At 68.1% G+C, this 19,277-nt stretch carries 23 protein-coding genes; 17 read left to right on the top strand and 6 right to left on the bottom strand.

The features are described from left to right. Together mutT and ACODRV_RS03845 are read left to right on the top strand one after the other, a co-directional pair. Window positions 1–399 (top strand): 8-oxo-dGTP diphosphatase MutT, encoded by a 399-nt coding sequence (mutT, locus tag ACODRV_RS03850; RefSeq protein WP_488907752.1) that lies wholly within the window; start codon window positions 1–3, stop codon window positions 397–399. A gap of 19 nt (window positions 400–418) precedes the next feature. After that, complete coding sequence (locus ACODRV_RS03845; protein WP_141628009.1) at window positions 419–598, top strand: Flp family type IVb pilin; 180 nt, start codon at window positions 419–421, stop codon at window positions 596–598. Window positions 599–605: 7 nt separating this feature from the next. Here ACODRV_RS03845 and ACODRV_RS03840 read toward each other — a convergent pair whose 3' ends face one another. Further along, complete coding sequence (locus ACODRV_RS03840; RefSeq protein ID WP_488907481.1) at window positions 606–1,490, bottom strand: methyltransferase domain-containing protein; 885 nt, start codon at window positions 1,488–1,490, stop codon at window positions 606–608. Here ACODRV_RS03840 and ACODRV_RS03835 point away from each other — a divergent pair. The 7 genes from ACODRV_RS03835 to ACODRV_RS03805 all read left to right on the top strand — a co-directional run bounded on the left by ACODRV_RS03835 (window position 1,489) and on the right by ACODRV_RS03805 (window position 5,712). Further along, entirely contained in the window at window positions 1,489–2,283 is a 795-nt protein-coding gene (locus ACODRV_RS03835) for a ComFC family protein (RefSeq protein ID WP_488907480.1), read from the top strand. The genes ACODRV_RS03840 and ACODRV_RS03835 overlap by 2 nt on opposite strands. Before the next feature lie 63 nt (window positions 2,284–2,346). Then, window positions 2,347–2,604 (top strand): glutaredoxin 3, encoded by a 258-nt coding sequence (grxC, locus tag ACODRV_RS03830; RefSeq protein WP_141628006.1) that lies wholly within the window; start codon window positions 2,347–2,349, stop codon window positions 2,602–2,604. Beyond that, window positions 2,601–3,449, top strand: coding sequence for a carbon-nitrogen hydrolase family protein (locus ACODRV_RS03825; protein WP_488907479.1), 849 nt, complete (start codon window positions 2,601–2,603; stop codon window positions 3,447–3,449). The genes grxC and ACODRV_RS03825 overlap by 4 nt, the downstream gene beginning before the upstream one ends. Beyond that, window positions 3,446–3,880, top strand: coding sequence for a DUF1178 family protein (locus tag ACODRV_RS03820; protein WP_488907478.1), 435 nt, complete (start codon window positions 3,446–3,448; stop codon window positions 3,878–3,880). The genes ACODRV_RS03825 and ACODRV_RS03820 overlap by 4 nt, the downstream gene beginning before the upstream one ends. A gap of 3 nt (window positions 3,881–3,883) precedes the next feature. Then, window positions 3,884–4,723, top strand: a complete 840-nt coding sequence (locus ACODRV_RS03815) for an AraC family transcriptional regulator (RefSeq protein ID WP_488907477.1) — start codon at window positions 3,884–3,886, stop codon at window positions 4,721–4,723. A gap of 30 nt (window positions 4,724–4,753) precedes the next feature. Continuing rightward, window positions 4,754–5,224 (top strand): DUF6265 family protein, encoded by a 471-nt coding sequence (locus ACODRV_RS03810; protein ID WP_240811681.1) that lies wholly within the window; start codon window positions 4,754–4,756, stop codon window positions 5,222–5,224. Then, on the top strand, window positions 5,179–5,712 hold the full coding sequence (locus ACODRV_RS03805; RefSeq protein ID WP_240811680.1) for a GNAT family N-acetyltransferase: 534 nt from the start codon (window positions 5,179–5,181) through the stop codon (window positions 5,710–5,712). Before ACODRV_RS03810 ends, ACODRV_RS03805 begins: the two co-directional genes overlap by 46 nt. On the opposite strand, the gene ACODRV_RS03800 is transcribed toward ACODRV_RS03805, so the two are convergent. Together ACODRV_RS03800 and ubiG are read right to left on the bottom strand one after the other, a co-directional pair. After that, window positions 5,709–5,936 (bottom strand): hypothetical protein, encoded by a 228-nt coding sequence (locus ACODRV_RS03800; protein WP_141628001.1) that lies wholly within the window; start codon window positions 5,934–5,936, stop codon window positions 5,709–5,711. The genes ACODRV_RS03805 and ACODRV_RS03800 overlap by 4 nt on opposite strands. A gap of 106 nt (window positions 5,937–6,042) precedes the next feature. Next, window positions 6,043–6,843: a bifunctional 2-polyprenyl-6-hydroxyphenol methylase/3-demethylubiquinol 3-O-methyltransferase UbiG gene (gene ubiG, locus ACODRV_RS03795; protein WP_141628000.1), complete on the bottom strand. Its 801-nt coding sequence runs from the start codon at window positions 6,841–6,843 to the stop codon at window positions 6,043–6,045. A gap of 55 nt (window positions 6,844–6,898) precedes the next feature. On the opposite strand from ubiG, the gene ACODRV_RS03790 reads away from it, so the two are divergent. From ACODRV_RS03790 to ACODRV_RS03760, 7 genes are all read left to right on the top strand, one after another. Beyond that, entirely contained in the window at window positions 6,899–8,173 is a 1,275-nt protein-coding gene (locus ACODRV_RS03790; protein ID WP_141627999.1) for an aspartate kinase, read from the top strand. Window positions 8,174–8,223: 50 nt separating this feature from the next. Further along, entirely contained in the window at window positions 8,224–10,491 is a 2,268-nt protein-coding gene (ptsP, locus tag ACODRV_RS03785; protein ID WP_141627998.1) for a phosphoenolpyruvate--protein phosphotransferase, read from the top strand. 153 nt (window positions 10,492–10,644) lie between these two features. Beyond that, window positions 10,645–11,769, top strand: a complete 1,125-nt coding sequence (locus tag ACODRV_RS03780) for a helix-turn-helix domain-containing protein (protein ID WP_488907476.1) — start codon at window positions 10,645–10,647, stop codon at window positions 11,767–11,769. 71 nt (window positions 11,770–11,840) lie between these two features. Next, on the top strand, window positions 11,841–12,992 hold the full coding sequence (gene ispG / locus ACODRV_RS03775) for a flavodoxin-dependent (E)-4-hydroxy-3-methylbut-2-enyl-diphosphate synthase (RefSeq protein ID WP_488907475.1): 1,152 nt from the start codon (window positions 11,841–11,843) through the stop codon (window positions 12,990–12,992). A 60-nt stretch (window positions 12,993–13,052) separates the two neighbouring features. Continuing rightward, complete coding sequence (locus ACODRV_RS03770; RefSeq protein WP_488907474.1) at window positions 13,053–13,925, top strand: alpha/beta hydrolase family protein; 873 nt, start codon at window positions 13,053–13,055, stop codon at window positions 13,923–13,925. A 4-nt stretch (window positions 13,926–13,929) separates the two neighbouring features. After that, window positions 13,930–14,520, top strand: coding sequence for a glutathione S-transferase N-terminal domain-containing protein (locus ACODRV_RS03765; protein WP_488907473.1), 591 nt, complete (start codon window positions 13,930–13,932; stop codon window positions 14,518–14,520). A gap of 168 nt (window positions 14,521–14,688) precedes the next feature. Beyond that, window positions 14,689–15,180 carry a translation initiation factor 2 gene (locus ACODRV_RS03760; RefSeq protein ID WP_488907472.1) on the top strand — a complete coding sequence of 164 codons (492 nt, stop codon included), beginning with the start codon at window positions 14,689–14,691 and terminating at the stop codon, window positions 15,178–15,180. 65 nt (window positions 15,181–15,245) lie between these two features. Here ACODRV_RS03760 and ACODRV_RS03755 read toward each other — a convergent pair whose 3' ends face one another. Further along, entirely contained in the window at window positions 15,246–16,025 is a 780-nt protein-coding gene (locus ACODRV_RS03755) for a sulfite exporter TauE/SafE family protein (RefSeq protein ID WP_488907471.1), read from the bottom strand. 166 nt (window positions 16,026–16,191) lie between these two features. Here ACODRV_RS03755 and prfA point away from each other — a divergent pair, with 166 nt between their 5' ends. Next, window positions 16,192–17,262, top strand: a complete 1,071-nt coding sequence (prfA, locus tag ACODRV_RS03750) for a peptide chain release factor 1 (protein ID WP_488907470.1) — start codon at window positions 16,192–16,194, stop codon at window positions 17,260–17,262. Here the strand turns inward: prfA and ACODRV_RS03745 are convergent. After that, the gene (locus tag ACODRV_RS03745) at window positions 17,259–17,918 is read right to left on the bottom strand and encodes an HPP family protein (RefSeq protein WP_141627993.1); all 660 of its coding nucleotides are present in this window, start codon (window positions 17,916–17,918) and stop codon (window positions 17,259–17,261) included. The two genes, prfA and ACODRV_RS03745, sit on opposite strands and share 4 nt — an antisense overlap. Before the next feature lie 50 nt (window positions 17,919–17,968). Then, a complete protein-coding gene (locus ACODRV_RS03740; RefSeq protein ID WP_488907469.1) occupies window positions 17,969–19,207 on the bottom strand; it encodes a YihY/virulence factor BrkB family protein in 1,239 nt (412 codons plus the stop codon). Window positions 19,208–19,277: the final 70 nt, after the last annotated feature.

Genomic DNA, 19,277 nt, shown 5'->3' with positions numbered 1-19,277 from the left:
GTGAAAACCGTCCTCGTCGTCGCCGTCGCCCTTGTGGACACTGACGGTCGCGTGCTGATCGCCCGGCGACCCGAGGGCAAGCAGTTGGCCGGGCTCTGGGAATTCCCGGGCGGCAAGGTCGAACCGGGGGAACGGCCGGAGGCCGCGCTGATCCGCGAATTGAAGGAAGAACTGGGCATCGACGTCAACGAGGCCTGTCTCTCGCCGTTCGTGTTTACCAGTCACGGTTACGAGTCCTTTCACCTGTTGATGCCACTGTACCTGTGCCGACGTTGGTCGGGTGTGGTTCAGGCGCGCGAGCATTCGGCCCTGAAATGGGTGCGGCCGTCGCAGTTGTCGGACTACCCCATGCCTCCGGCGGACGAACCTCTGATCGCCTGGCTACGCGATCTGCTCTAGCCTTCAGAAAGGAGGCAGGATGAGACGTTTCCTCACCCGCTTCCGGCGCGACGAGCGTGGCGCGACCTCGATTGAGTACGGCCTGATCATCGCCCTGATCTTTCTGGTCATCCTGTCGGCCCTGACCGTCTTCGGCGGGACCACCAGCGGGCTGTTCAACACCGCAATGAACGCCATCCGCACCGGGATGGGCGGCTGACGGGCCTTCAGTCCTCGCCGGTCTGCTCCTTCACGCCCAGCGCATCCGCCAGTCGCATCTTCGCCGAGCCGCGCGGCAAGGGTTTCTGCTGGCTGTCATGCGGCGCCCAACCGGCCAGATGCACGATCTCGAAGGTCGCGGGGATGCGGCCGTCCGGTTCTCCGAATTTCTCCGCATACAGCTGCGCCGCCTTGGCGATGATTCCGCGCGTCAGTGGGCGGCCGTTTCCGGCCAGCACATTGGTCTCGCCCATGGCGCGCAGGTCGCGGATCAGGGCGAACAGGTCCGAATAGCGCACGGTCACGCGATCTACATCCGAGACGGGCAGGGCGAATCCGGCCCGCTGCAGCAGGGCCGCGCCGTCAAATCCGTCCGCGAAGGGCGAGACCCGGGCCTGCGCCCCGCCGCGGTGTTCCAGCTCCGCCTCGGTCAGGACCGCGCGCAGCTCCTTGAGCGTGCCCGCGCCCAGCAGGGTGCCGACGAACAGACCGTCCGGCTTCAGCGCCCGCCGGATCTGGCTCAGAGCGCCAGGCAGGTCATTGGCCCAGTGCAGGCTCATCAGGCTGACGATCAGGTCCTGCGACTGGTCCGGCAGGTCCAGCGGCCCCGCGCCCGGCGCGGCGCGCTCCGCCAGATTACCCGTGATCTTGACCGGTCCGACCCGTGCGGCCGCATGGGCGTCCGTCAGGGCCGCGGCGAACGAACCCGGCTGGGCGGACAGGTCCGCCACCTCCGGCCAGTCGCGCAGAAGGGCGTCCAGACTGTCGACAGCGGTCTGGGCGGCGCGGGCATGAAGGAAATCGGCGCCGGAAAACAACTTTTCGCTGCGCTCAAGCCTTGCCGTTCGGCGCAGGCTGTCGAAGATGACGGGGGGACCGGAGGAGGGGCTCATGAGCCTTCAGGATGGGGTCTGGAGGGCGCGTTGGGAAGCGGCGACCGGCATCGGGCGTCGGATCGGCCGTGGAATGGCGGACGTTCTGCTGCCGCCGCTGGCCCATGACAGCCCGGAAGCCACCGCCTCGGCGGGGCTGACGCCGGACGCCTGGAGCCGGGTGGTGTTTCTCGAAGACCCGGTCTGTGATGGCTGCGGAGCCGCCTTCGAGATGGATGGCGGGGCCTTCGCGTCCGAGCGGTGCGCGGCCTGTCTGGCCCAGCCCTACGCCTTCACCCGGGCGCGGGCGGCCTGCCTGTATGACGAGGCGTCACGGGGACTTATCCTGAAGTTCAAGCATGGAGATCATCAGCCGTTCGCGCCCCTGTTCGCCCGATGGATCAGCCGCGCCGCCGCGCCCTTGCTGGAGGAGGCGGACGTGGTCATGCCGGTGCCCCTGCATCGCTGGCGACTGTTGTCGCGTCGCTTCAATCAGGCGGCGGAGGTGGCGCGTCCGCTGGCTCGTGTCGCCGGGCTCGACTATCTGCCCGACGCCCTGATCCGCCAGACGCATACGACCAGCCAGGGCGGCAAGTCCGCGCGGGGCCGCCGTCTGAACGTGAAGAAGGCCTTCGCCGTCACCCCTGTCGGCGCTCGCCGAATCAAGGGGCGGCGCGTCCTTCTGGTGGATGATGTCCTGACCACGGGGGCCACCGCCGAGGCCTGCGCCAGGGCCTTGCTGCAGGCCGGCGCACGCGCGGTCGATCTGGCGGTGATCGCACGCGTGCGAACAGTACGGGAACTGACTATGTAAGGGAAACACCCTGACCCTGCGGAGTTTCAGGCAGGCGGGGCGCTTTTCGAGTTGGAGAGAGATTTGGCCGAAGTCGTCATCTACACCAAGCCCGGTTGCCCCTACTGCGCTATGGCGGAAGCCTTGCTGACGAAAAAGGGCGTGGACTACACCGAGATCGTCGCGTCAAACGATCCGGAGAAGAAGCAGGAGATGATCCAGCGCTCGAAGGGCCGGATGACCTTCCCGCAGATTTTCATCAACGACCAGCACATCGGCGGTTCGGACGATCTGCACGCGCTTGACCGCAAGGGCGGGCTGGACCCATTGCTGGCCGCATGACTACGCTTCCCGTCGCCCTTATCCAGACCCGCACCCCGGCTTCTCCGGCGGCGGCCTTCGCCCATGTCGAGTCGCTGATTCGTGAAGCCGCACAGGGCGGGGCGCAGCTGATCCTGACGCCCGAGGCCACCAATTTCCTGATCCGTGACAAGGACGCCCGCGAGGCTGTTCTGACCACTGACGACCGGGACGAGGTGGTGGTCCGGCTACGCGATCTGGCGAAAGCGCTGGGGGTCTGGCTGCTGATCGGTTCGGCCATTGTGAAGTCAGGCCATGCAGGCGACGAGCGCGCCGCCAATCGCTCCCTTCTGATTGACGATCAGGGCGAGGTCGTCGCGACCTATGACAAGCTGCACGTCTATGACGTCGATCTGCCGACCGGCGAGCGCTGGCGCGAAAGCGCGACGGTGCGGCCCGGCGACGGCGCGGTCGTTGCGCCGACGCCGTGGGGCGGGCTGGGTCTGACCATCTGCTACGACATCCGTTTCCCGCAACTGCATCGGGCGCTGGCCAAGGCCGGGGCCTCGATGATCGCCGTCCCCGCCGCCTTCACCGTTCCGACGGGCGAGGCGCACTGGGAGGTCCTGCTGCGCGCCCGCGCCATCGAGAGCGGCGCCTACATCCTCGCCCCGGCGCAGGCGGGGGAGCATGAGGATGGTCGCAGGACGTGGGGGCGTTCCACCATTGTCGCGCCCTGGGGCGAGGTGATCGCCAAACTCGACAATGACGAGCCCGGCGTCCTGTTCGCCACCCTGGACTTCGATGCGGTCGAAACAGCGCGCAACGCCGTGCCGCAGTTGACCCACGACCGTGTGTTCGCGCCCCCGTCCCCGATCCCTGCATGATCCGCTACGCCCTGATCTGTGACGGGAGCCACGGGTTCGAGGCGTGGTTCGGATCGTCTTCGGACTATGACGATCAGGTCGCGCGGGGACTGGTCGAATGCCCGATGTGCGGCTCGCGCGCGGTGTCCAAACAGATCATGGCGCCGTCGGTGTCCGGCACGAGGAAGTCCGCGCCCGCCGCGGACATGCAGGCGAAGATGCGAACCATGATGATGGAGGCGGCCCGCGAGGTGCGCAGCCACGTCGAGCGGAATTTCGACTACGTGGGCGACGCCTTCGCGCGCGAAGCCCGCGACATCCATGAAGGCCGGTCCGAGAAGCGCGAAATCTATGGCGAGGCGACCCCCGCCGATGTGAAGAAGCTGCGCGACGACGGGGTCCCGGTCGCGCCGCTCCCTGACATCCCGCCGGACAAGTCCGGAGTTCACTGAGCCATGTCCGGGGCCGTGTCGGGGGAGGGGGAGCGCTATGAGGAGTTCGAACCGCCCGCGGCCCTCAAGCCCTTTGTGCGCGTCATCTGGACCTATGCCGACCCTGATCCCGCGCCGGTGGTCCAGCGGATCGCGCCGGATGGCTGTCCGGAGCTGATCTTCGACATCGGCTCCCCTTATGAGGAACAGGACGAGGACGGAGCCTGGCGAATTCAGCCCGCCGCCATCTTCGCCGGCCAGATGACGCGCCCTCTCGCACTGCGCCCTGTCGGGCCGACCGAGCTTGTGGCGATCCGGTTTGAACCGGACGGCGCCCGCGATTGGCTGGGCCGGTCTCTCGACAGCGCGACGGACAGACGGCTCGACATGACGGACCGCCTGGCGGGGTTCACCGCTCCCGCCGGAGACCCGGCCGGGCAGGCCGAGGCGTTCGTCCGGTGGCTGGATGCGCAACGGCTGCAGTCCGACTGGCGTATTGACCCCGTCGTCCGCGATGAGATCGCCTTGGCTGCGACGGATCAGCCTTCACCCACCCGGTCGCCGACGGATCAACGCGCCCTCCAGCGCCGCTTCGCCGACCGGGTCGGGGTCTCGCCCCGCATGCTGCGCTCCATCTTCCGGTTCCGCCGGGTGTTCGATCACGCCGCCCATCCCGGCAAGCCCGGGGCCGAGAGCTGGCTCGGCGCAGGATTGGAAGCCGGATATTTCGACCAACCCCAGATGGCTCGCGACTTCCGTCGCTTTCTCGGCTGCACCGCCACCGAGTGGGCGCGGGAGCAGCAGGCGCTGGCCCGCGCCATCGCGTCGCAAACCTACAAGCCGGATGCGGGGCATCCGGCCTAGCTTGCCTTCGAAACCGGAGGGAGACCCGACATGCTGACCGCCCTGACGATGACCGCCGCCGTCCTGAGCCCGCAGGCCGATTTGCGCCCGGATCTCGGCTGGATGGCGGGCTACTGGCTGTCCTGTGACGGCGGGCGTGAGGTGGCGGAGACCTGGAGCCCGCCGCGTCTGGGGCTGATGGCCGGAAGCTCGATCACTGTCCGCGATGGTCGCGTCGGCTGGGAGCTGGCCCGCATCGCCCCGACCGGCCCGGCGCCGGATGCGCCCTTCGGCTATTTCGCCATCCCCGAGGGACAGGCGCCGACAACCTTCCCGGTCCTCGAGTCCGGCCCGAACCGGGTGGTCTTCGAGCAGGCCGCCCACGACTTCCCCAAACGGGTCATCTATGAACGCGACGGCGATATGCTGAACGCCCGGATCGAGGGCGAGATTGACGGACAGACGAGGACCATCCGGTGGCGGTTCCACAAGGCGGAATTCAACAGCAACTGCCCCGCCTGACCTGGCGGCCGATGACGGTGGCCGACCTCGATGCGGTCGCCGCCATCGCCGTGATCGGCTTTCCGGATCATTTCGAGGGTCGCGATCTGTTCGAGAACCGACTTTCCCTGAACCCGTCCGGCTGTTTCGTGCTGGCGGACGGACCGGGAGAACCGAAGGGCTATATGGTCGCCTATCCATGGCGACCGGACAGCGCGCCCGCCCTCAACACCCTGCTTGGGGGCGTCCCGTCGGACGCCTCGGTCATGTATCTGCACGACCTGGCCCTGCATCCCGACGCCCGCGGCGGCGGCTATCCGGGAGTGGTCGTCGAACAACTGGCGGCGGCGTCCAAGGCGGCGGGCTGGCCCGCGGTGGCGCTGGTCGCGGTCAATGACGCCGCGCCCTTCTGGGCGCGCCACGGTTTTGTCGTGCGCGAGACGCCGGAGATGGCGGCCAAGCTGGCCTCCTATGGCTCCGACGCCCGCTACATGGTGCGCCCGCTTTAGTCCTTGACGCGGGTCCAGCCCTTTTCGGCCATGCACTGGACGAAGGCGGTCGAGCCCTCGGCCCCGCCGGCGCTGTTGCGGCAGGCATCGCGCGCGCCGTCGAACGGCTGGGCGTTCTCGCCGGTCCAGCGATAGTCGGTGTCGTCCATCCCGATAACGGTGACGCAGGCGGCGTTCAGCAGGGCGGCGGCTGCGACGGCCGCGACGATGATCAAGCGTTTCATGGTGGTGTTCCCCAAGGCGAAGTTGACGCCACAAGGGGTCGCATGAGCTCAGGTCCCGGTCCCGTTAAAACACGGTCAGGTAAGTGAAATCGTCGTAAGGCGGGTCTCAGTCCCGCGTGGCGACCATCATGTAGTTGATGTCGGAATCGCCCTCGCTCCACCGGGCAGTGAGCGGGTTGAACGCTAGTCCGAACGGGCCGGTGACGGTCAGGGGCTCGTCCGCCAGCATGGCGCGGATTTCGTCCGGCTTCAGGAACTGGTTCCAGTCATGGGTTCCGGCGGGCACCCAGCGCAGCACGTATTCAGCCGCGAACTTGCCCAGCGCCAGCGCCTTCAGGGTTCGGTTCAGGGTGGCGACGATCATGATGCCGCCCGGTTTGACCAGCCGCGAGCAGGCGCGCACGAAGGCCTCCGGATCGGCGACATGCTCGATCACCTCCATGGTCAGGACCACGTCGAACGGACCCGCGCCTTCGGTTTCAAGTTGCTCCACTGTCGCGGCGCGATAGGTGATGTCGAGGCCCGACTGCTCCGCGTGGGCGCGGGCAGTGCCGATGTTCTCGCTGGAGGCGTCCGCCGCCGTCACCTCAAAGCCGAGGCGGCGCATGGGCTCGGCGATCAGGCCGCCGCCGCAGCCGACGTCCAGAAGGGTCAGCCCGGCGAAGGCCTCGCGCCGCTTCGGGTCGCGCCCGAACCGTTCGGCGACCCGGTCGCGCACGAACGCCAGCCGCGCGGGATTGAAGCGGTGCAGCGGCGCGAAGGGGCCGCGCGCGTCCCACCATTCGGCGGCCTGGGCGGAAAAGCGGGCCACGTCGGCGGGGTCGATCGACGGTCCTTCCGCCTGATCGTGGAATTCCGCCCCGCTTTGGGGTTTGCGCGCCGATACCGTGCCGTTAGAAGCAGCCATGGCGCAGCGATGAACCCGCGCGCCGTTTCATGCAAGCACGGAGCAGCCTGTCAGGATGACGCGGACCGACTCACAGCGACTGGTGATGAAGTTCGGCGGAACGTCGATGGGCGACCTCGAGCGTATCCGTCGCGCCGCCCGTATCGTCGCGGCCGAGGCTGCTTCGGGCAAGAAAATCGCTGTCGTCGTGTCGGCCATGGCGGGAAAGACCAATGAACTGGTCGCCTGGACGGACGGCGCGGGCCGCCCGGCCGCCGGCATCGAGATGTCGGACGACGAGTACGACGTCGTCGTCGCCTCGGGCGAGCAGGTGACCTCTGGCCTGCTGGCCCTGACCCTGCGCAACATGGGCCTCAACGCCCGCAGCTGGATGGGCTGGCAGATTCCCATCATCACCGACGACGCCCACGGCCGCGCCCGCATCGAGGACGTGCCGGGCGAGGTGCTGGGCGCCGCGCTCGACACCGGCCAGATCGCCATCGTCCCCGGCTTCCAGGGTGTGACGAAGGACGGCCGGATCACCACGCTCGGTCGCGGCGGTTCGGACACCTCGGCGGTGGCCGTGGCGGCGGCGCTGGAGTGCCCCTGCGACATCTATACGGACGTCGACGGCGTTTACACGACCGACCCACGCATCGAATCCCGTGCCCGCCGCCTCGAAAAGGTCTCCTATGAGGAGATGCTGGAGATGGCCTCGCTGGGCGCCAAGGTGCTGCAGACCCGCTCGGTCGAACTGGCCATGGCGAAACAGGTCCCTGTCCGGGTTCTGTCCAGCTTTATCGAACCTGACGCCGACGGCGTCATGCCCGACAAGGGCGGAACCCTGATCTGCGACGAGGAGGAGATCGTGGAAAAGCGCATCGTGTCCGGTGTGACCATGAGCCGTGACGAAGCCCGCATCACCCTGCTGGGCCTGTCCGACCGGGTCGACGCGCCCGCCGACGTCTTCACCCGTCTGGCCGAGGCCAATGTGAACGTGGACATGATCGTCCAGTCGCAGGCCCGAACCGCCGGCACCGTCAACCTGACCTTCACCACCGGTCGCCGTGACGCCCAGCGCGCCGCCGAACTGATGCGGGCGACCCAGACCGATATCGGTTTCGAGGAGTTGCGCGTCGATGAGGACGTGGCGAAGGTTTCGGTCGTCGGGGTCGGGATGCGCAGTCATGCGGGCGTCGCCCAGACCATGTTCAAGGCGCTGGCGGACAAGGGTGTGAAGTTCCAGGCCATCTCCACCTCGGAGATCAAGATCAGTGTTCTGATCGATGCGGCCTATGCTGAGCTCGCGGTTCGTGCGCTTCATTCGGCTTACGGACTGGAAGCCGTCTAGAAATCAAGCTTTGCGGCGCCCATCTGGAGCGCTGACTTTCGGGAGGGGCCATGCCGGTTGGCGGATTGACGACGAGGGGGCCGCGTAACCTCCTTCGCCAGATCCGCGAGGCTATGGCGGGGGCCGCGCCGGCTCAGGAACGGCTCGACACCGTGGTGCGCATCATCGCCCAGTCGATGGTCGCCGAGGTGTGCTCCATCTATCTGCGCCGGGCGTCGGGCGAGCTGGAGCTGTTCGCCACCCAGGGTCTGAAGCCGGACGCTGTCCACAACACCCGCCTTCGCCCCGGCGAGGGCCTGGTGGGCGAGGTCGCCCGCAGCGCCGGTCCGATCAGCCTGTCGGACGCGCCGTCGCATCCCAGCTTCTCCTATCGTCCGGAAACGGGCGAAGACCCCTACCACGCCTTCCTCGGCGCGCCCCTGCTGCGCGGTGGTCGCGCCATCGGCGTTCTGGTCGTCCAGAACCGGTCCGAGCGCCGCTACGACGAGGACGAGGTCGAGGACATCCAGACCATCGCCATGGTGCTGGCCGAGACCGTGGCTTCCGGTGAGCTGCTGGGTCAGGAAGAGTTGCGCGACATCGAGGTCGCCCCGCACCGTCCGGAGCGCCTCAAGGGACAGCGGTTCGCCGAAGGTCTGGCCTTCGGTCATGTCGTCCTGCACGAGGCGCCGGTCGCGCCCGAAAACCTTCTCGCCGAGAACCAGCAGGTCGAGGAAATCCGCCTGCGCGAGGCCCTGATCGGGTTGAAGGCCAATATCGACGCCATGCTGGAGGGCGGGCAAGGCAAGCTGGCGGGCCAGTCCTTCGAGGTGCTGGAAACCTACCGGATGTTCGCCGACGACCGGGGCTGGAACCGGTCGCTGGAAGAGGCCGTCCGCACCGGCCTGACCGCCGAGGCTGCCGTTGACCGGGTTCGCAACGAGCACCGCGCCCGCTTCGCCAAGGCCCGCGACCCTTACATCAAGGAACGGCTGCACGATTTCGAGGATCTGGCCAACCGTCTGCTGCGTGTGCTGGCGGGCGACAGCCCGGGCACGCGCGACCTGCCGGACGACGCCATTCTGGTGGCCCGCAACCTCGGTCCGGCGGACTTGCTCGAATATCCGCGCAACAAGCTGAGAGGCTTGCTGCTGGAAGAAGGTTCAGCGGCCAGTCACGCGGCCATCGTCGCCCGCGCGCTCGGCATCCCCTGCGTCGGCCGCCTGCAGGGGCTGCGGGATCGCCTGTCGGAGGGCGATCTGGTCATCGCCGACGGCGAGACCGGCGAGGCCTATCTGCGCCCGCGTCCCGACATGCTGTCGGCGGTCCAGTCGCGGATGGAGGTCCGCAACCAGAGGCAGGCCGAGTTCGCCAAGCTGCGCGATGTGCCCGCCGTCACCGCCGACGGCCAGCGGATCAGCCTGCTGACCAATGCCGGTCTGGCTGTCGATCTGGAAAATCTTGATGCAACCGGCGCGGAGGGCATCGGCCTGTTCCGCACCGAGTTCCAGTTCATGGTCTCGGAAGAACTGCCGCGTCTGGACAGCCAGACCGCCCTTTATCGGCTGGTGCTCGACACGGCGGGCGACCGCCCGGTCACCTTCCGCACTCTCGACATCGGCGGCGACAAGGTTCTGCCCTATCTGGAGACCGAGCGGGAAGAGAACCCGGCGCTCGGCCGTCGCGCCATCCGTCTGGGTCTGGACCGGCCGGCCATGCTTCGCCTGCAGCTCAGGGCGCTTCTGGGCGCCGCCGCCGGGCGCGAATTGCGCGTGATGTTCCCGATGATCGCCACGGTCGACGAGTTCCGCGCCGCGCGCGAACTGGTCGATATCGAGTGCGACTGGGCGCGGCGACGGGGCCGCGAACTGCCCGCCCTGCTGCGGGTCGGGGCGATGATCGAATGCCCCAGCCTTCTGTGGCACCTGGACGCCCTGTTGCCCCTGACCGATTTCGTCTCGATCGGGTCCAATGACCTGTTCCAGTACATGTTCGCGGCTGACCGCACGAACCCGCTGGTCTCGGATCGGTACGATCCCCTTTCGCCCCCCGCGCTCCGCGCGCTGGCCGAAATCCAGAAGAAATGCGCCGATACCGGCACGCCGGTCTCGGTCTGTGGCGAACTGGCGGGCCGTCCGCTCGAGGCGTTCGCCCTGCTGGCGCTGGGTTTCACCCGTCTCTCGGCCCCGGCCGGGGGTGTGGGACCGGTGAAGCGAATGATCCTGTCCACCGACCTGGCGGCGGCGCATCGGGGCATGACCAGCCTGCTCGGATCATCGTCCGGCTCGGTCCGTGGCGAGCTCGAAACTCTGGCCCGGAAGTTGAACGTACAGATTTGATCGTGCCGGGGCCGGAACGGCCAGGGTGCTTAACAAATCATTGAACGGTCGACTCTTATGAGTTATCCACAAGGCGAGTTCGGCGGGCCTGCGGGGGCAGGACCCGACTGTCATCCCGATATGGTACAGGGGCCGGGTTCGAGTACGGCGGGCGTGGATGACGCGCCGTCGAGTGTGGGGTCGAGCGTCATGGCGCTGGATGCGGGCAAGGGCCCGGAAGAGTATGGTGCGCACGGCGACTGGAAGGATCTGGTTCCTTCGGTCACGGATGCCCCGACTCTGGGCGAAGGCCTGAAGATCGCGCGCGACCACTCTGGTCGCTCGCTGGCTGAACTCGCATCGCTGACCCGCGTGCCGGCCCGGTATCTGACCGCGCTGGAGCAGAACGATTTCTCCATCCTTCCCAACCGTGTCTTCTCCATCGGCTATGTGCGCGCCTATGCCGGCGCCCTTGGTCTGGACGAGCAGTTGGCGGTCGAGCGGTTCAAGCGCGAGAGCCCGGACCCTTCGGTCCCGCTGCAGCCCCCCGTCGGCGTCGCCTTCGAGGAAGTGAAACGCTATTCGCCCCGCCTGATCGCGGGCTGCGCCGTGCTGCTGTTCGCGGTGGTCGGCTGGAACGTCTTCCAGCGCGTGAATCTGATGCGCGCGCCCCAGCCGTCGGACATCGCCGAGGTGCCCGAGACGTGGCGTGTGGGCACCATTCCGGGGCAGGACGCCAATATGCGCCTGACCGCGCCGCATCCGGCGCCGCCTGACCAGACCATTCCGGCTCTTTACGTCACGCCCGGCCTCGAAATGCAGCTGACCGGCATCGACCCGGCTGAGGCCGCCGCGGCCGCGGCCGCCGCCACCCCGGTTGCAAAGGCTTTCAATCCGCGCGGCGCCATTTACGGCGCCTCCGCCAGCGCCTCGGATGTGGTGATCCAGGCCCGCAAGGCCGCCGCCATCGTGGTGCGCATGGGCGACGGCCGGGTGCTGTTCGCCCGTCAACTCGCGGCCGGCGAGGCCTGGCGCGCCCCGGCCAATGTGGCGGCGGTGATCGACGCCTCCGACTTCGGCGCCTTCGACGTCTATCTGAACGGCGAGCACGGCGGGGCCCTGACCGCTCAGCAGACCCAGCTGTCGCAGCTGAACGCCCGCGCCCAGACGCTCGCCCGCGAGGCTGCCGCCGAGATCGCCGCGCGCGCCGAGGCCGCCCGTCTGGCCGCGCAGGCCCAGATCCAGGCCGTCTCCGCCGCCACGCCTGCGCCGGCTCCGGTCGCGCCGACCGGAGGCTGATGCGTCCCGACGCCGCCGGAACGCGGCTTGTCGTGGCCATGCCGCAATCGTGAGCCTATGTTGGCCCTCGCATGAGCCTTGATCACACCCACGTCCGTCCCTGGCGCCATATCGAGCGCCGCAAGAGCCGCCAGATCATGGTGGGCGATGTCGCCGTCGGCGGCGGCGCGCCGATCAGTGTCCAGTCGATGACCAATACGCCGACCTCGGACGCGGCGGCGACGATCAGCCAGATCCGCAAGCTGGAAGAGGCCGGGGCGGACATTGTTCGCGTCTCCTGCCCGGACGAAGAGTCCACCGCCGCCTTCCGCACCATCGCCCGGGAGGCGAAGGTCCCGCTCGTGGCCGATATCCACTTCCACTACAAACGGGGCATCGAGGCCGCCGAGGCCGGCGCCGCCTGCCTGCGGATCAATCCGGGCAACATCGGCAGCGCCGAGCGGGTGAGGGAGGTCATCAAGGCCGCCCGCGACAACGGCTGCTCGATGCGGATCGGCGTCAACGCCGGATCGCTGGAGCGCGAGTTGCTCGAGAAGTACGGCGAACCCTGCCCTGATGCTATGGTCGAAAGCGCGCTGAACCACGCCCGCATCCTGCAGGACAACGACTTCCACGAGTTCAAGATTTCGGTGAAGGCGTCCGACCCCTTCCTGACCGTCGCCGCCTATCAGCAACTGGCGGACGCCATCGACTGCCCGCTGCATCTGGGCGTGACCGAGGCCGGCCCCCTGCGCACCGGCACCATCAAGTCAGCCATCGGCATGGGCTCGATGCTGTGGGCCGGTATCGGCGACACCATCCGCGTCTCGCTGGCCGCCGATCCGGTCGAGGAGATCAAGGTCGGTTTCGACATTCTCAAGTCGCTGGGTCTGCGTCACCGCGGCGTGAACATCATCGCTTGCCCGTCGTGCGCCCGACAGGGCTTCAACGTCATCGAGACGGTCGCGGTGCTGGAAGAGAAGCTGGCCCACGTCACCACGCCCATGTCGCTGTCGATCATCGGCTGCGTCGTGAACGGCCCGGGCGAGGCCCTCTACACCGACGTCGGCTTCACCGGCGGCGGCAAGGGTTCGGGCATGGTCTATCTGAACGGCAAGATCGCCCACAAGCAGGCCAACGACGGCATGATCGACGAGATTGTCGCCCAGGTCGAAGCCAAGGCCGCCGAACTGGACGCCGCCCGAAAGGCCGCCGACGAAAGGGCCCTGGCAGCGGCGGAATAGCCCTGTTCCGACACCCGCCGCTGGTCTAGTCAGACCAGATCATTCGGTGGGGTATTCAATATGATCCGTCGCGCTGCGTCCGCGCTTGTTCTGGTTCTCTCGCTGGGACTCGCCCCTGTCGCGCCGGCCTTCGCCCGGCAAGCGTCCGCGCCCGTCAGCTCCGCCGCGGCGACGGCCGCCACCCACGTCGAGCTTTCCGCGCCTGACGGCCGGACCATCGACGTCAGCGTCTGGCAGGCCGAGAACGAGCAGGCGGTGATCGTCTTCGGCCACGGCTGGGGCGGCGCCCCGGCGGCCTACCATCGCATCATCGAGCACTGGGTCGCGCACGGCTTCACCGTCGTCGCCCCGCTTCATACGGATTCGGCGCGCCACCCGCGGAACGCCGAGGCGACGCCCCAGACCATCTTCATGACGCGGATCGTCGATCTGGCGGTGGTGCGCGGCTATGTGAAGGCCGGCCATCCGGGCAAGCCGTTGATCGCGGCGGGTCACTCGTTCGGCTCGCTGAACGCCCTGATGGAAGCCGGGGCCCTGACCATGGCGGGACCGCAGGCGGACCCGGACATCAAGGTCGTCGTGGCCCTGTCCTCCCCGGGCCTGATCCCGCAGGTGGTCACCCCCTCAACCTTCGCCGGCGTCACCACTCCGGTTCTGATGATCACCGGCGACAACGATCTGGTGCGCGGCTTCGTCACCGATCCGCGCGACCACCGCGCGCCCTTCGACACCAGCCCGGCGGGCGACAAGATGCTCGTGACCTTCGCGGGCGGCGACCACAGCCTGATCGCCAACGCCGACGCCGCCGATATGGACCTGATCGCCCGGACCACCACGGACTTCATCCGCGCCCATGCGCTGGGCGACGCCGCCGCCGGCGCCCGCCTTGACGCCCTGACCGCCCCCGAGGGCGTCACCATCGAGCGCCGCTGAGATGATGAAGCTCTACATCACCACCCCGTCACCCTTCGCCCGCAAATGCCGCGTCGTGGCCCGTGAGAAGGGCGTTTCGCTCGAGGAGGTCGTGGTTGACCCCTATGCGAACGCTCCGGAACTTCTGGCCTCCAACCCGCTCATCCAGGTGCCGTCCCTGATCGCCGAGGACGGTCTGCCGCTCAACGACAGCCCGATCATCTGCGAGTATCTGGACATGGTCGGCTCGGGCCCGCGCCTGACGCCCGAAAGCGGTCCGGAACGGCTGCGTGTGCGCCGGATCGAGGCGACCGCCGACGGTCTGCTGGAAATGGGGGTCAAGCTGGTGCTCGAGAAGCGCCGCCCCGAGCACGAGCGCTCGCCGTCATGGATGGAACGCTGGGCCGCCAACATGCACCGCGCGCTGGATGCGCTGGAAGCTGCCGATCTGTCGGCGGACGACTTCCACATCGGCAGCCTGACCGCCGGGATCGCCCTGACCTGGATCAGCTTCCGCCACCCGGACTTCGACTGGGCGACGGGGCGTCCGCGTCTGGTCGCGCTTCAGGCGGCGCTTGAGGCCCGGCCCAGCTTCGCGGCCACCCAACCGGCCTGAGGCGCCTCCCGCTGTCTTTCGATCCGGATCGGCGCAATTTCGCGCACCGGTGATTGACGGCGGCTCGGTCCCGGTGCGAGGGAGTGATGGAGATCGCCGGGGGGCGATCTTCTTTGAATTTCGGGGATTTCAGTGATTTCTGTTCGTACCGCGCGCCGTGCCGCGCAGATGGTCGCGCTCGCCGCGATCACGCTTTGTCTGCCGGCCTGCGCCTCCATCCTTCGCGGCGTCGACGAGGACTTCAAGGTCGAGAGCACGCCGTCCGGCGCCCGGGTGACGACCTCGAACGGCTTCCAGTGCGACGCCACGCCCTGCACCTTCCGCATGCCGCGCAAGTCGAACTTCACCGCCACCGTCACGATGGACGGCTATGTTCCCCAGGAACACGCCGTCGTCGGTCGTGTGAGCCGTAACGGCATCGTCACCATGGCGGTCGGCAACGGCATCCTCGGCGGCGGCATCGGCGCGGCCGTCGACGCGACTTCGGGCGCGATGCGGGATCTGACGCCTAACCCGCTGCTGGTCGAACTGCTGACTCCGGCACAGGATGCCGAGCGTCTGGCGCAGGAAGCCGCCCGACAGGCCGAGGAAGCCGCCGCCGCCGCCGCGGCCGCCTCCACCGCCGCGGCCGCCGCTGAAGACGCCGCGCCGGGCGCGTAAACGCGGTCAGTCAATCGGATGAAGATAGGGCGATCGGACAGGGGGCCGGTCGCCCTTTCTCTTGTCTAGAGCACGCCCGACAGCTGAACACCCTGGAAGGCGGCCAGCACGATCAGCAGCCCGCCTACCGCATAGGTCATCGGGCGCTGCGGCACGCGCTTGGCGATCAGCCCGGCGAACGGCGCGGCCAGAAGGCCGCCGACGACCAGTCCGCCGACCGCCGCCGCATGGTTCTGCAAGGCGTCGGCCTCTTCCCAGTGGCCGCTCACCAGCGACCAGACGAAGGTCGCGCTGACCGCCACGGTGACGAAGAACTCGGCGGTGTTCACCGTGCCGATGGCGCGGCGCGGCTCCTGTCCGGCCCCGACGAGTGTGGATGACACGGTCGGTCCCCAGCCGCCTCCGCCGATGGCGTCCAGAAAGCCGCCGACGGCCCCCAGCGGCGCGACGATCCAGCGCGGACGGATGGGTTTGGGCTTCACGTCATGGCCGGCCCGCCAGAGGATCCACACGCCCATCAGCGCCAGATAGGCGATGACGAACGGCTTGATGATGTCGCTGTCCAGACCGGCCAGCACATAGGCCCCCAGACAGCCGCCTATCACCCCGGCGATGGCCAGCGGGGCCAGCATCTTCCAGTCGATGTTCCTGTGCCAGGCGTGACTTCCGGCCGAGGCCGCCGTGGTGAAGACCTCCGCCCCGTGCACGCTGGCCGAGGCCGTCGCGGGCGGCACGCCGAAGGCGAGCAGCACCGAGGACGAGATCACGCCATAGGCCATGCCCAGCGAGCCATCGACCGCCTGGGCCAGAAAACCCACGGCCAGAAACAGGAGGAAGGTTTCCATGTATGCCCCGTCTGTCGCACCAACAGGCGCCGATCTTCGCCCAATGAAACCCGAAGGCAAAGGTTGCGCCGTCCACGGATGGCTGATCCTGTCATGACCGTGCATCGACAGGGCAGGGCGCGGCGCGCTAAAGGCTCCGACCCCTTTCCCGCATGGATGATCCCTCTTGCGACTGCCCCAGGCCCGGCTCGATCAGGTGCTCGACCGTTTCCACGAGGTGGAGGCGCGCATGGGCGCGGCCAGCGACGGCGCCGAGATCGTGCGCCTGTCGAAGGAGCACGCCGAGCTGAAGCCGGTCGCCGACGCGGTTCAGGGATTGGCCAGGGCCCGCGCCGAAATGGCTGATCTGGAAGTCATGGCCGCCGATCCGGAGATGGCCGAGATGGCCGCCGAGGAGCTACAGGCGCTCAAGGATCGCCTCCCGGAGCTGGAACGTGAGGTCGCCCTGCTGCTGGCGCCGCGGGACGCCGACGAGAATGCCTCGGCTGTTCTGGAAGTCCGCGCGGGCACCGGCGGCGACGAGGCGGCGCTGTTCGCGGGCGACCTGTTCCGCATGTATTCGCGCTACGCCTCCACGCGCGGCTGGCGGGTCGAGGTCGACAGCGCCACCGAGGGCGAGGCCGGCGGCTACAAGGAAATCATCGCCACCGTCACCGGCGAGGGGGTCTTCGGTCGCCTGAAGTTCGAGAGCGGCGTCCATCGCGTCCAACGGGTCCCGGCCACGGAGACGCAGGGCCGCATCCACACCTCCGCCGCCACCGTCGCGGTCCTGCCCGAGGTCGAGGACGTCGAGATCGAGATTCTCGAAAAGGACATCCGCATCGACACCTTCCGCGCCTCGGGCTCGGGCGGTCAGCACGTCAACAAGACCGATTCCGCAGTCCGCATCACCCACTTCCCGTCCGGGATCATGGTGACCTCTTCCGAAAAGTCGCAGCATGTGAACCGCGACAAGGCGATGAAGAACCTGCGCGTCCGCCTGTACGACATGCAGCGTCAGGCCAAGGATCAGGCCCGCTCGGACGCCCGCAAGTCACAGGTCGGTTCCGGCGACCGGTCCGAGCGCATCCGCACCTACAACTTCCCGCAGGGCCGGGTGACCGACCACCGCATCGGCCTGACCCTGCACAGCCTGCCCCAGATTCTGGAGGGCGACATCGACCCCATGCTGAACGCCCTGATCGCCGAGGATCAGGCCGCCCGTCTGGCCGATCTGGAAGCCGAGTTCGGCGGCTAAGGCTTCCGCGAGGCGGCGTTATCCAGCGCCAGCTTCACCACGGCCTTCAGATCAGAGCGGCTGACGTCCAGCGGTTCCCCGACGGTCTCCAGCGCGGCTTCAATATCCTCGTCCGTCACCGGCGCGGGGCCCGGTGTGGCGACCGCCCTGTGGGGCCAGGCGTGGCCGGAGAAGCGGTGGAACACCCAGGCGGACAGCCCCAGGATCATCGCGTTCAGCCCCACCGGTGCCAGCGCCAGCATCAGGCCCGCGCCATGAATGCTGGATCCGCCGAGCACCCCGATCAGGGCCGTCGAGCCACCCGGCGGGTGCAGGCAGCGCAGCAGCGACATCAGGCCGATGGCCGTCGCCACCGCGACCGCGCCTGCGATCATCGGGTCCGGGATCAGTCGCGCCGCGATCACCCCGACCACGGCCGAGATGACATTGCCGCCGATCAGCGGCCAAGGCTGGGCCAGAGGACTGGCGGGAACGGCGAACACCAGCACCGCTGACGCGCCCATGGACGCGACCATCAACAGCGACAGCGCCGTGTCGCCGCCCAGTACGACGCGGGACAGCAGCCCGGTCGCTCCGATGCCCAGCAGAGCGCCGAGACAGGCGATGGCCCGGTCACGGAGAGTCGCGCCCGCCAGAAGAGGTTGGAACAGTCTCATAGGTCTCCCCGCCGCTTCGCGCGAGCCAGAGCATATCGGGAGACCGCGGGCTAGCTGTTCCGTCTGATACGTCGCCGGACAAGCCGATCCGAAAGCGCCTCGGCATGCTTCAGGGTGAAGGCCAGCGCCGCCGGGCTTCCGCGTTTGGGGCCGACGGTGTCGGCCACCACCGCGCCCCGGTCGCCGATGTCACGTGGGGCGCCCGTCGTGGTGTCCATGGCGGTCTGGTGCTCGATCTCGGCGTTCAGTTCGGCGCCCATGATGACGATCTGCACCGTCAGCCATGTCCACAACAGGAAGCCCATCATCGCCGCCAGCGGGCCATAGGAGGCCGTGCGGACGAAGGCGCCGAGGTACCAGCTGAAGCCCAGCGACAGGCCGAGGCTTAGAAGGGCCGCGAAGATTGCTCCGGGTGTCAGCCACCGCCACCGCGCCTTCTGTCGGCAGGGGCCGAAGCGATAGATGACGGTCAGGGCGGCCATGTAGATCAGCAACAGTACGGGCCACCGGAACGGCGCCAGATAGCCCCACTCCTCTCTCAGTCCAAGGAAGTCGAGCACCAGGGGGGCGCCCACCACCATGCCCGCCGACATCAGCACCGCCAGCAGGCCCGACACGGTGAAGGCCATGCACATAAGGTTGTAGCGGACGATATTGCGCCGCTCGACCTCGTGATAGGCGATGTTCAGGCCGTAGAAGAGCACCTTGATCGCCCCGTTCGCCGTCCACAGCGACAGCAGCAGGGTCCAGACCAGGGTGAAGGTCAGCGCGGTGTTGGTGTTCTCGGCGAGGCGCTGCATCTCCTGACCCAGAAACTCGGCCACGCCCCCGGGCAGGACGGAATACAGGAACTGCAGCCGGTCCCAAGCGCCGTTCGGATCGGCGAACAGGCCATAGACGGTCACGAAGGCCGCCAGCGTCGGGAACAGCGACAGGACCACGAAGAAGGTCACGCCGCCCGCCACGAAGCCGACCCGGTCGCCGAAATAGGCCGCGCCGACCCGCCAGAAGATGTCGATCCAGCCCTTGCGTGGAATATGCTCCGGTCGTTGGGCCATGCGCCCGCGTCCGGGCTCCTTCGCCTCGAAGTCCTGAGGCGTCGGAGGAGCGGGCGGCAGGGGCTCGGGTCTCTGCGGGCGCAGTTCGATCCCGTACTTGTGGCCGCGCGTATAAAGCAGGTGCGCCGCGCCCGCCCCGGCGGCCAGACCGCCGACGATGGCCCCGGCGACGCCCCAGAGACCTGGCCCGCTCTTTCGTCTCGAGCCCATCTGTCCCGACTGGTTCTGCATCCGCGCCTCAACGGCCAAGCTGACCTGTCGTTCCGCATCCTCTACGCTTGAAATCCGACCGCGTCCGGTT

Source organism: Brevundimonas sp. FG8 (assembly GCF_057808845.1).
Note: the sequence above shows the minus strand (reverse complement) of the source record. Positions and strands in the feature narration are given on the sequence as shown.

Coding starts and splice junctions, on each gene's coding strand:
- ACODRV_RS03765 (WP_488907473.1), top strand. CDS start 13,930: ATGAAGCTCTACATCACCACCCCGTCACCCTTCGCCCGCAAATGCCGC.
- ACODRV_RS03740 (WP_488907469.1), bottom strand. CDS start 19,207: ATGCAGAACCAGTCGGGACAGATGGGCTCGAGACGAAAGAGCGGGCCA.
- ACODRV_RS03755 (WP_488907471.1), bottom strand. CDS start 16,025: ATGGAAACCTTCCTCCTGTTTCTGGCCGTGGGTTTTCTGGCCCAGGCG.
- ACODRV_RS03810 (WP_240811681.1), top strand. CDS start 4,754: ATGCTGACCGCCCTGACGATGACCGCCGCCGTCCTGAGCCCGCAGGCC.
- ACODRV_RS03790 (WP_141627999.1), top strand. CDS start 6,899: ATGACGCGGACCGACTCACAGCGACTGGTGATGAAGTTCGGCGGAACG.
- ubiG (WP_141628000.1), bottom strand. CDS start 6,843: ATGGCTGCTTCTAACGGCACGGTATCGGCGCGCAAACCCCAAAGCGGG.
- ACODRV_RS03760 (WP_488907472.1), top strand. CDS start 14,689: ATGGTCGCGCTCGCCGCGATCACGCTTTGTCTGCCGGCCTGCGCCTCC.
- ACODRV_RS03800 (WP_141628001.1), bottom strand. CDS start 5,936: ATGAAACGCTTGATCATCGTCGCGGCCGTCGCAGCCGCCGCCCTGCTG.
- ptsP (WP_141627998.1), top strand. CDS start 8,224: ATGCCGGTTGGCGGATTGACGACGAGGGGGCCGCGTAACCTCCTTCGC.
- ispG (WP_488907475.1), top strand. CDS start 11,841: ATGAGCCTTGATCACACCCACGTCCGTCCCTGGCGCCATATCGAGCGC.
- ACODRV_RS03815 (WP_488907477.1), top strand. CDS start 3,884: ATGTCCGGGGCCGTGTCGGGGGAGGGGGAGCGCTATGAGGAGTTCGAA.
- ACODRV_RS03825 (WP_488907479.1), top strand. CDS start 2,601: ATGACTACGCTTCCCGTCGCCCTTATCCAGACCCGCACCCCGGCTTCT.
- ACODRV_RS03745 (WP_141627993.1), bottom strand. CDS start 17,918: ATGAGACTGTTCCAACCTCTTCTGGCGGGCGCGACTCTCCGTGACCGG.
- ACODRV_RS03770 (WP_488907474.1), top strand. CDS start 13,053: ATGATCCGTCGCGCTGCGTCCGCGCTTGTTCTGGTTCTCTCGCTGGGA.
- ACODRV_RS03840 (WP_488907481.1), bottom strand. CDS start 1,490: ATGAGCCCCTCCTCCGGTCCCCCCGTCATCTTCGACAGCCTGCGCCGA.
- ACODRV_RS03845 (WP_141628009.1), top strand. CDS start 419: ATGAGACGTTTCCTCACCCGCTTCCGGCGCGACGAGCGTGGCGCGACC.
- ACODRV_RS03820 (WP_488907478.1), top strand. CDS start 3,446: ATGATCCGCTACGCCCTGATCTGTGACGGGAGCCACGGGTTCGAGGCG.
- ACODRV_RS03835 (WP_488907480.1), top strand. CDS start 1,489: ATGAGCCTTCAGGATGGGGTCTGGAGGGCGCGTTGGGAAGCGGCGACC.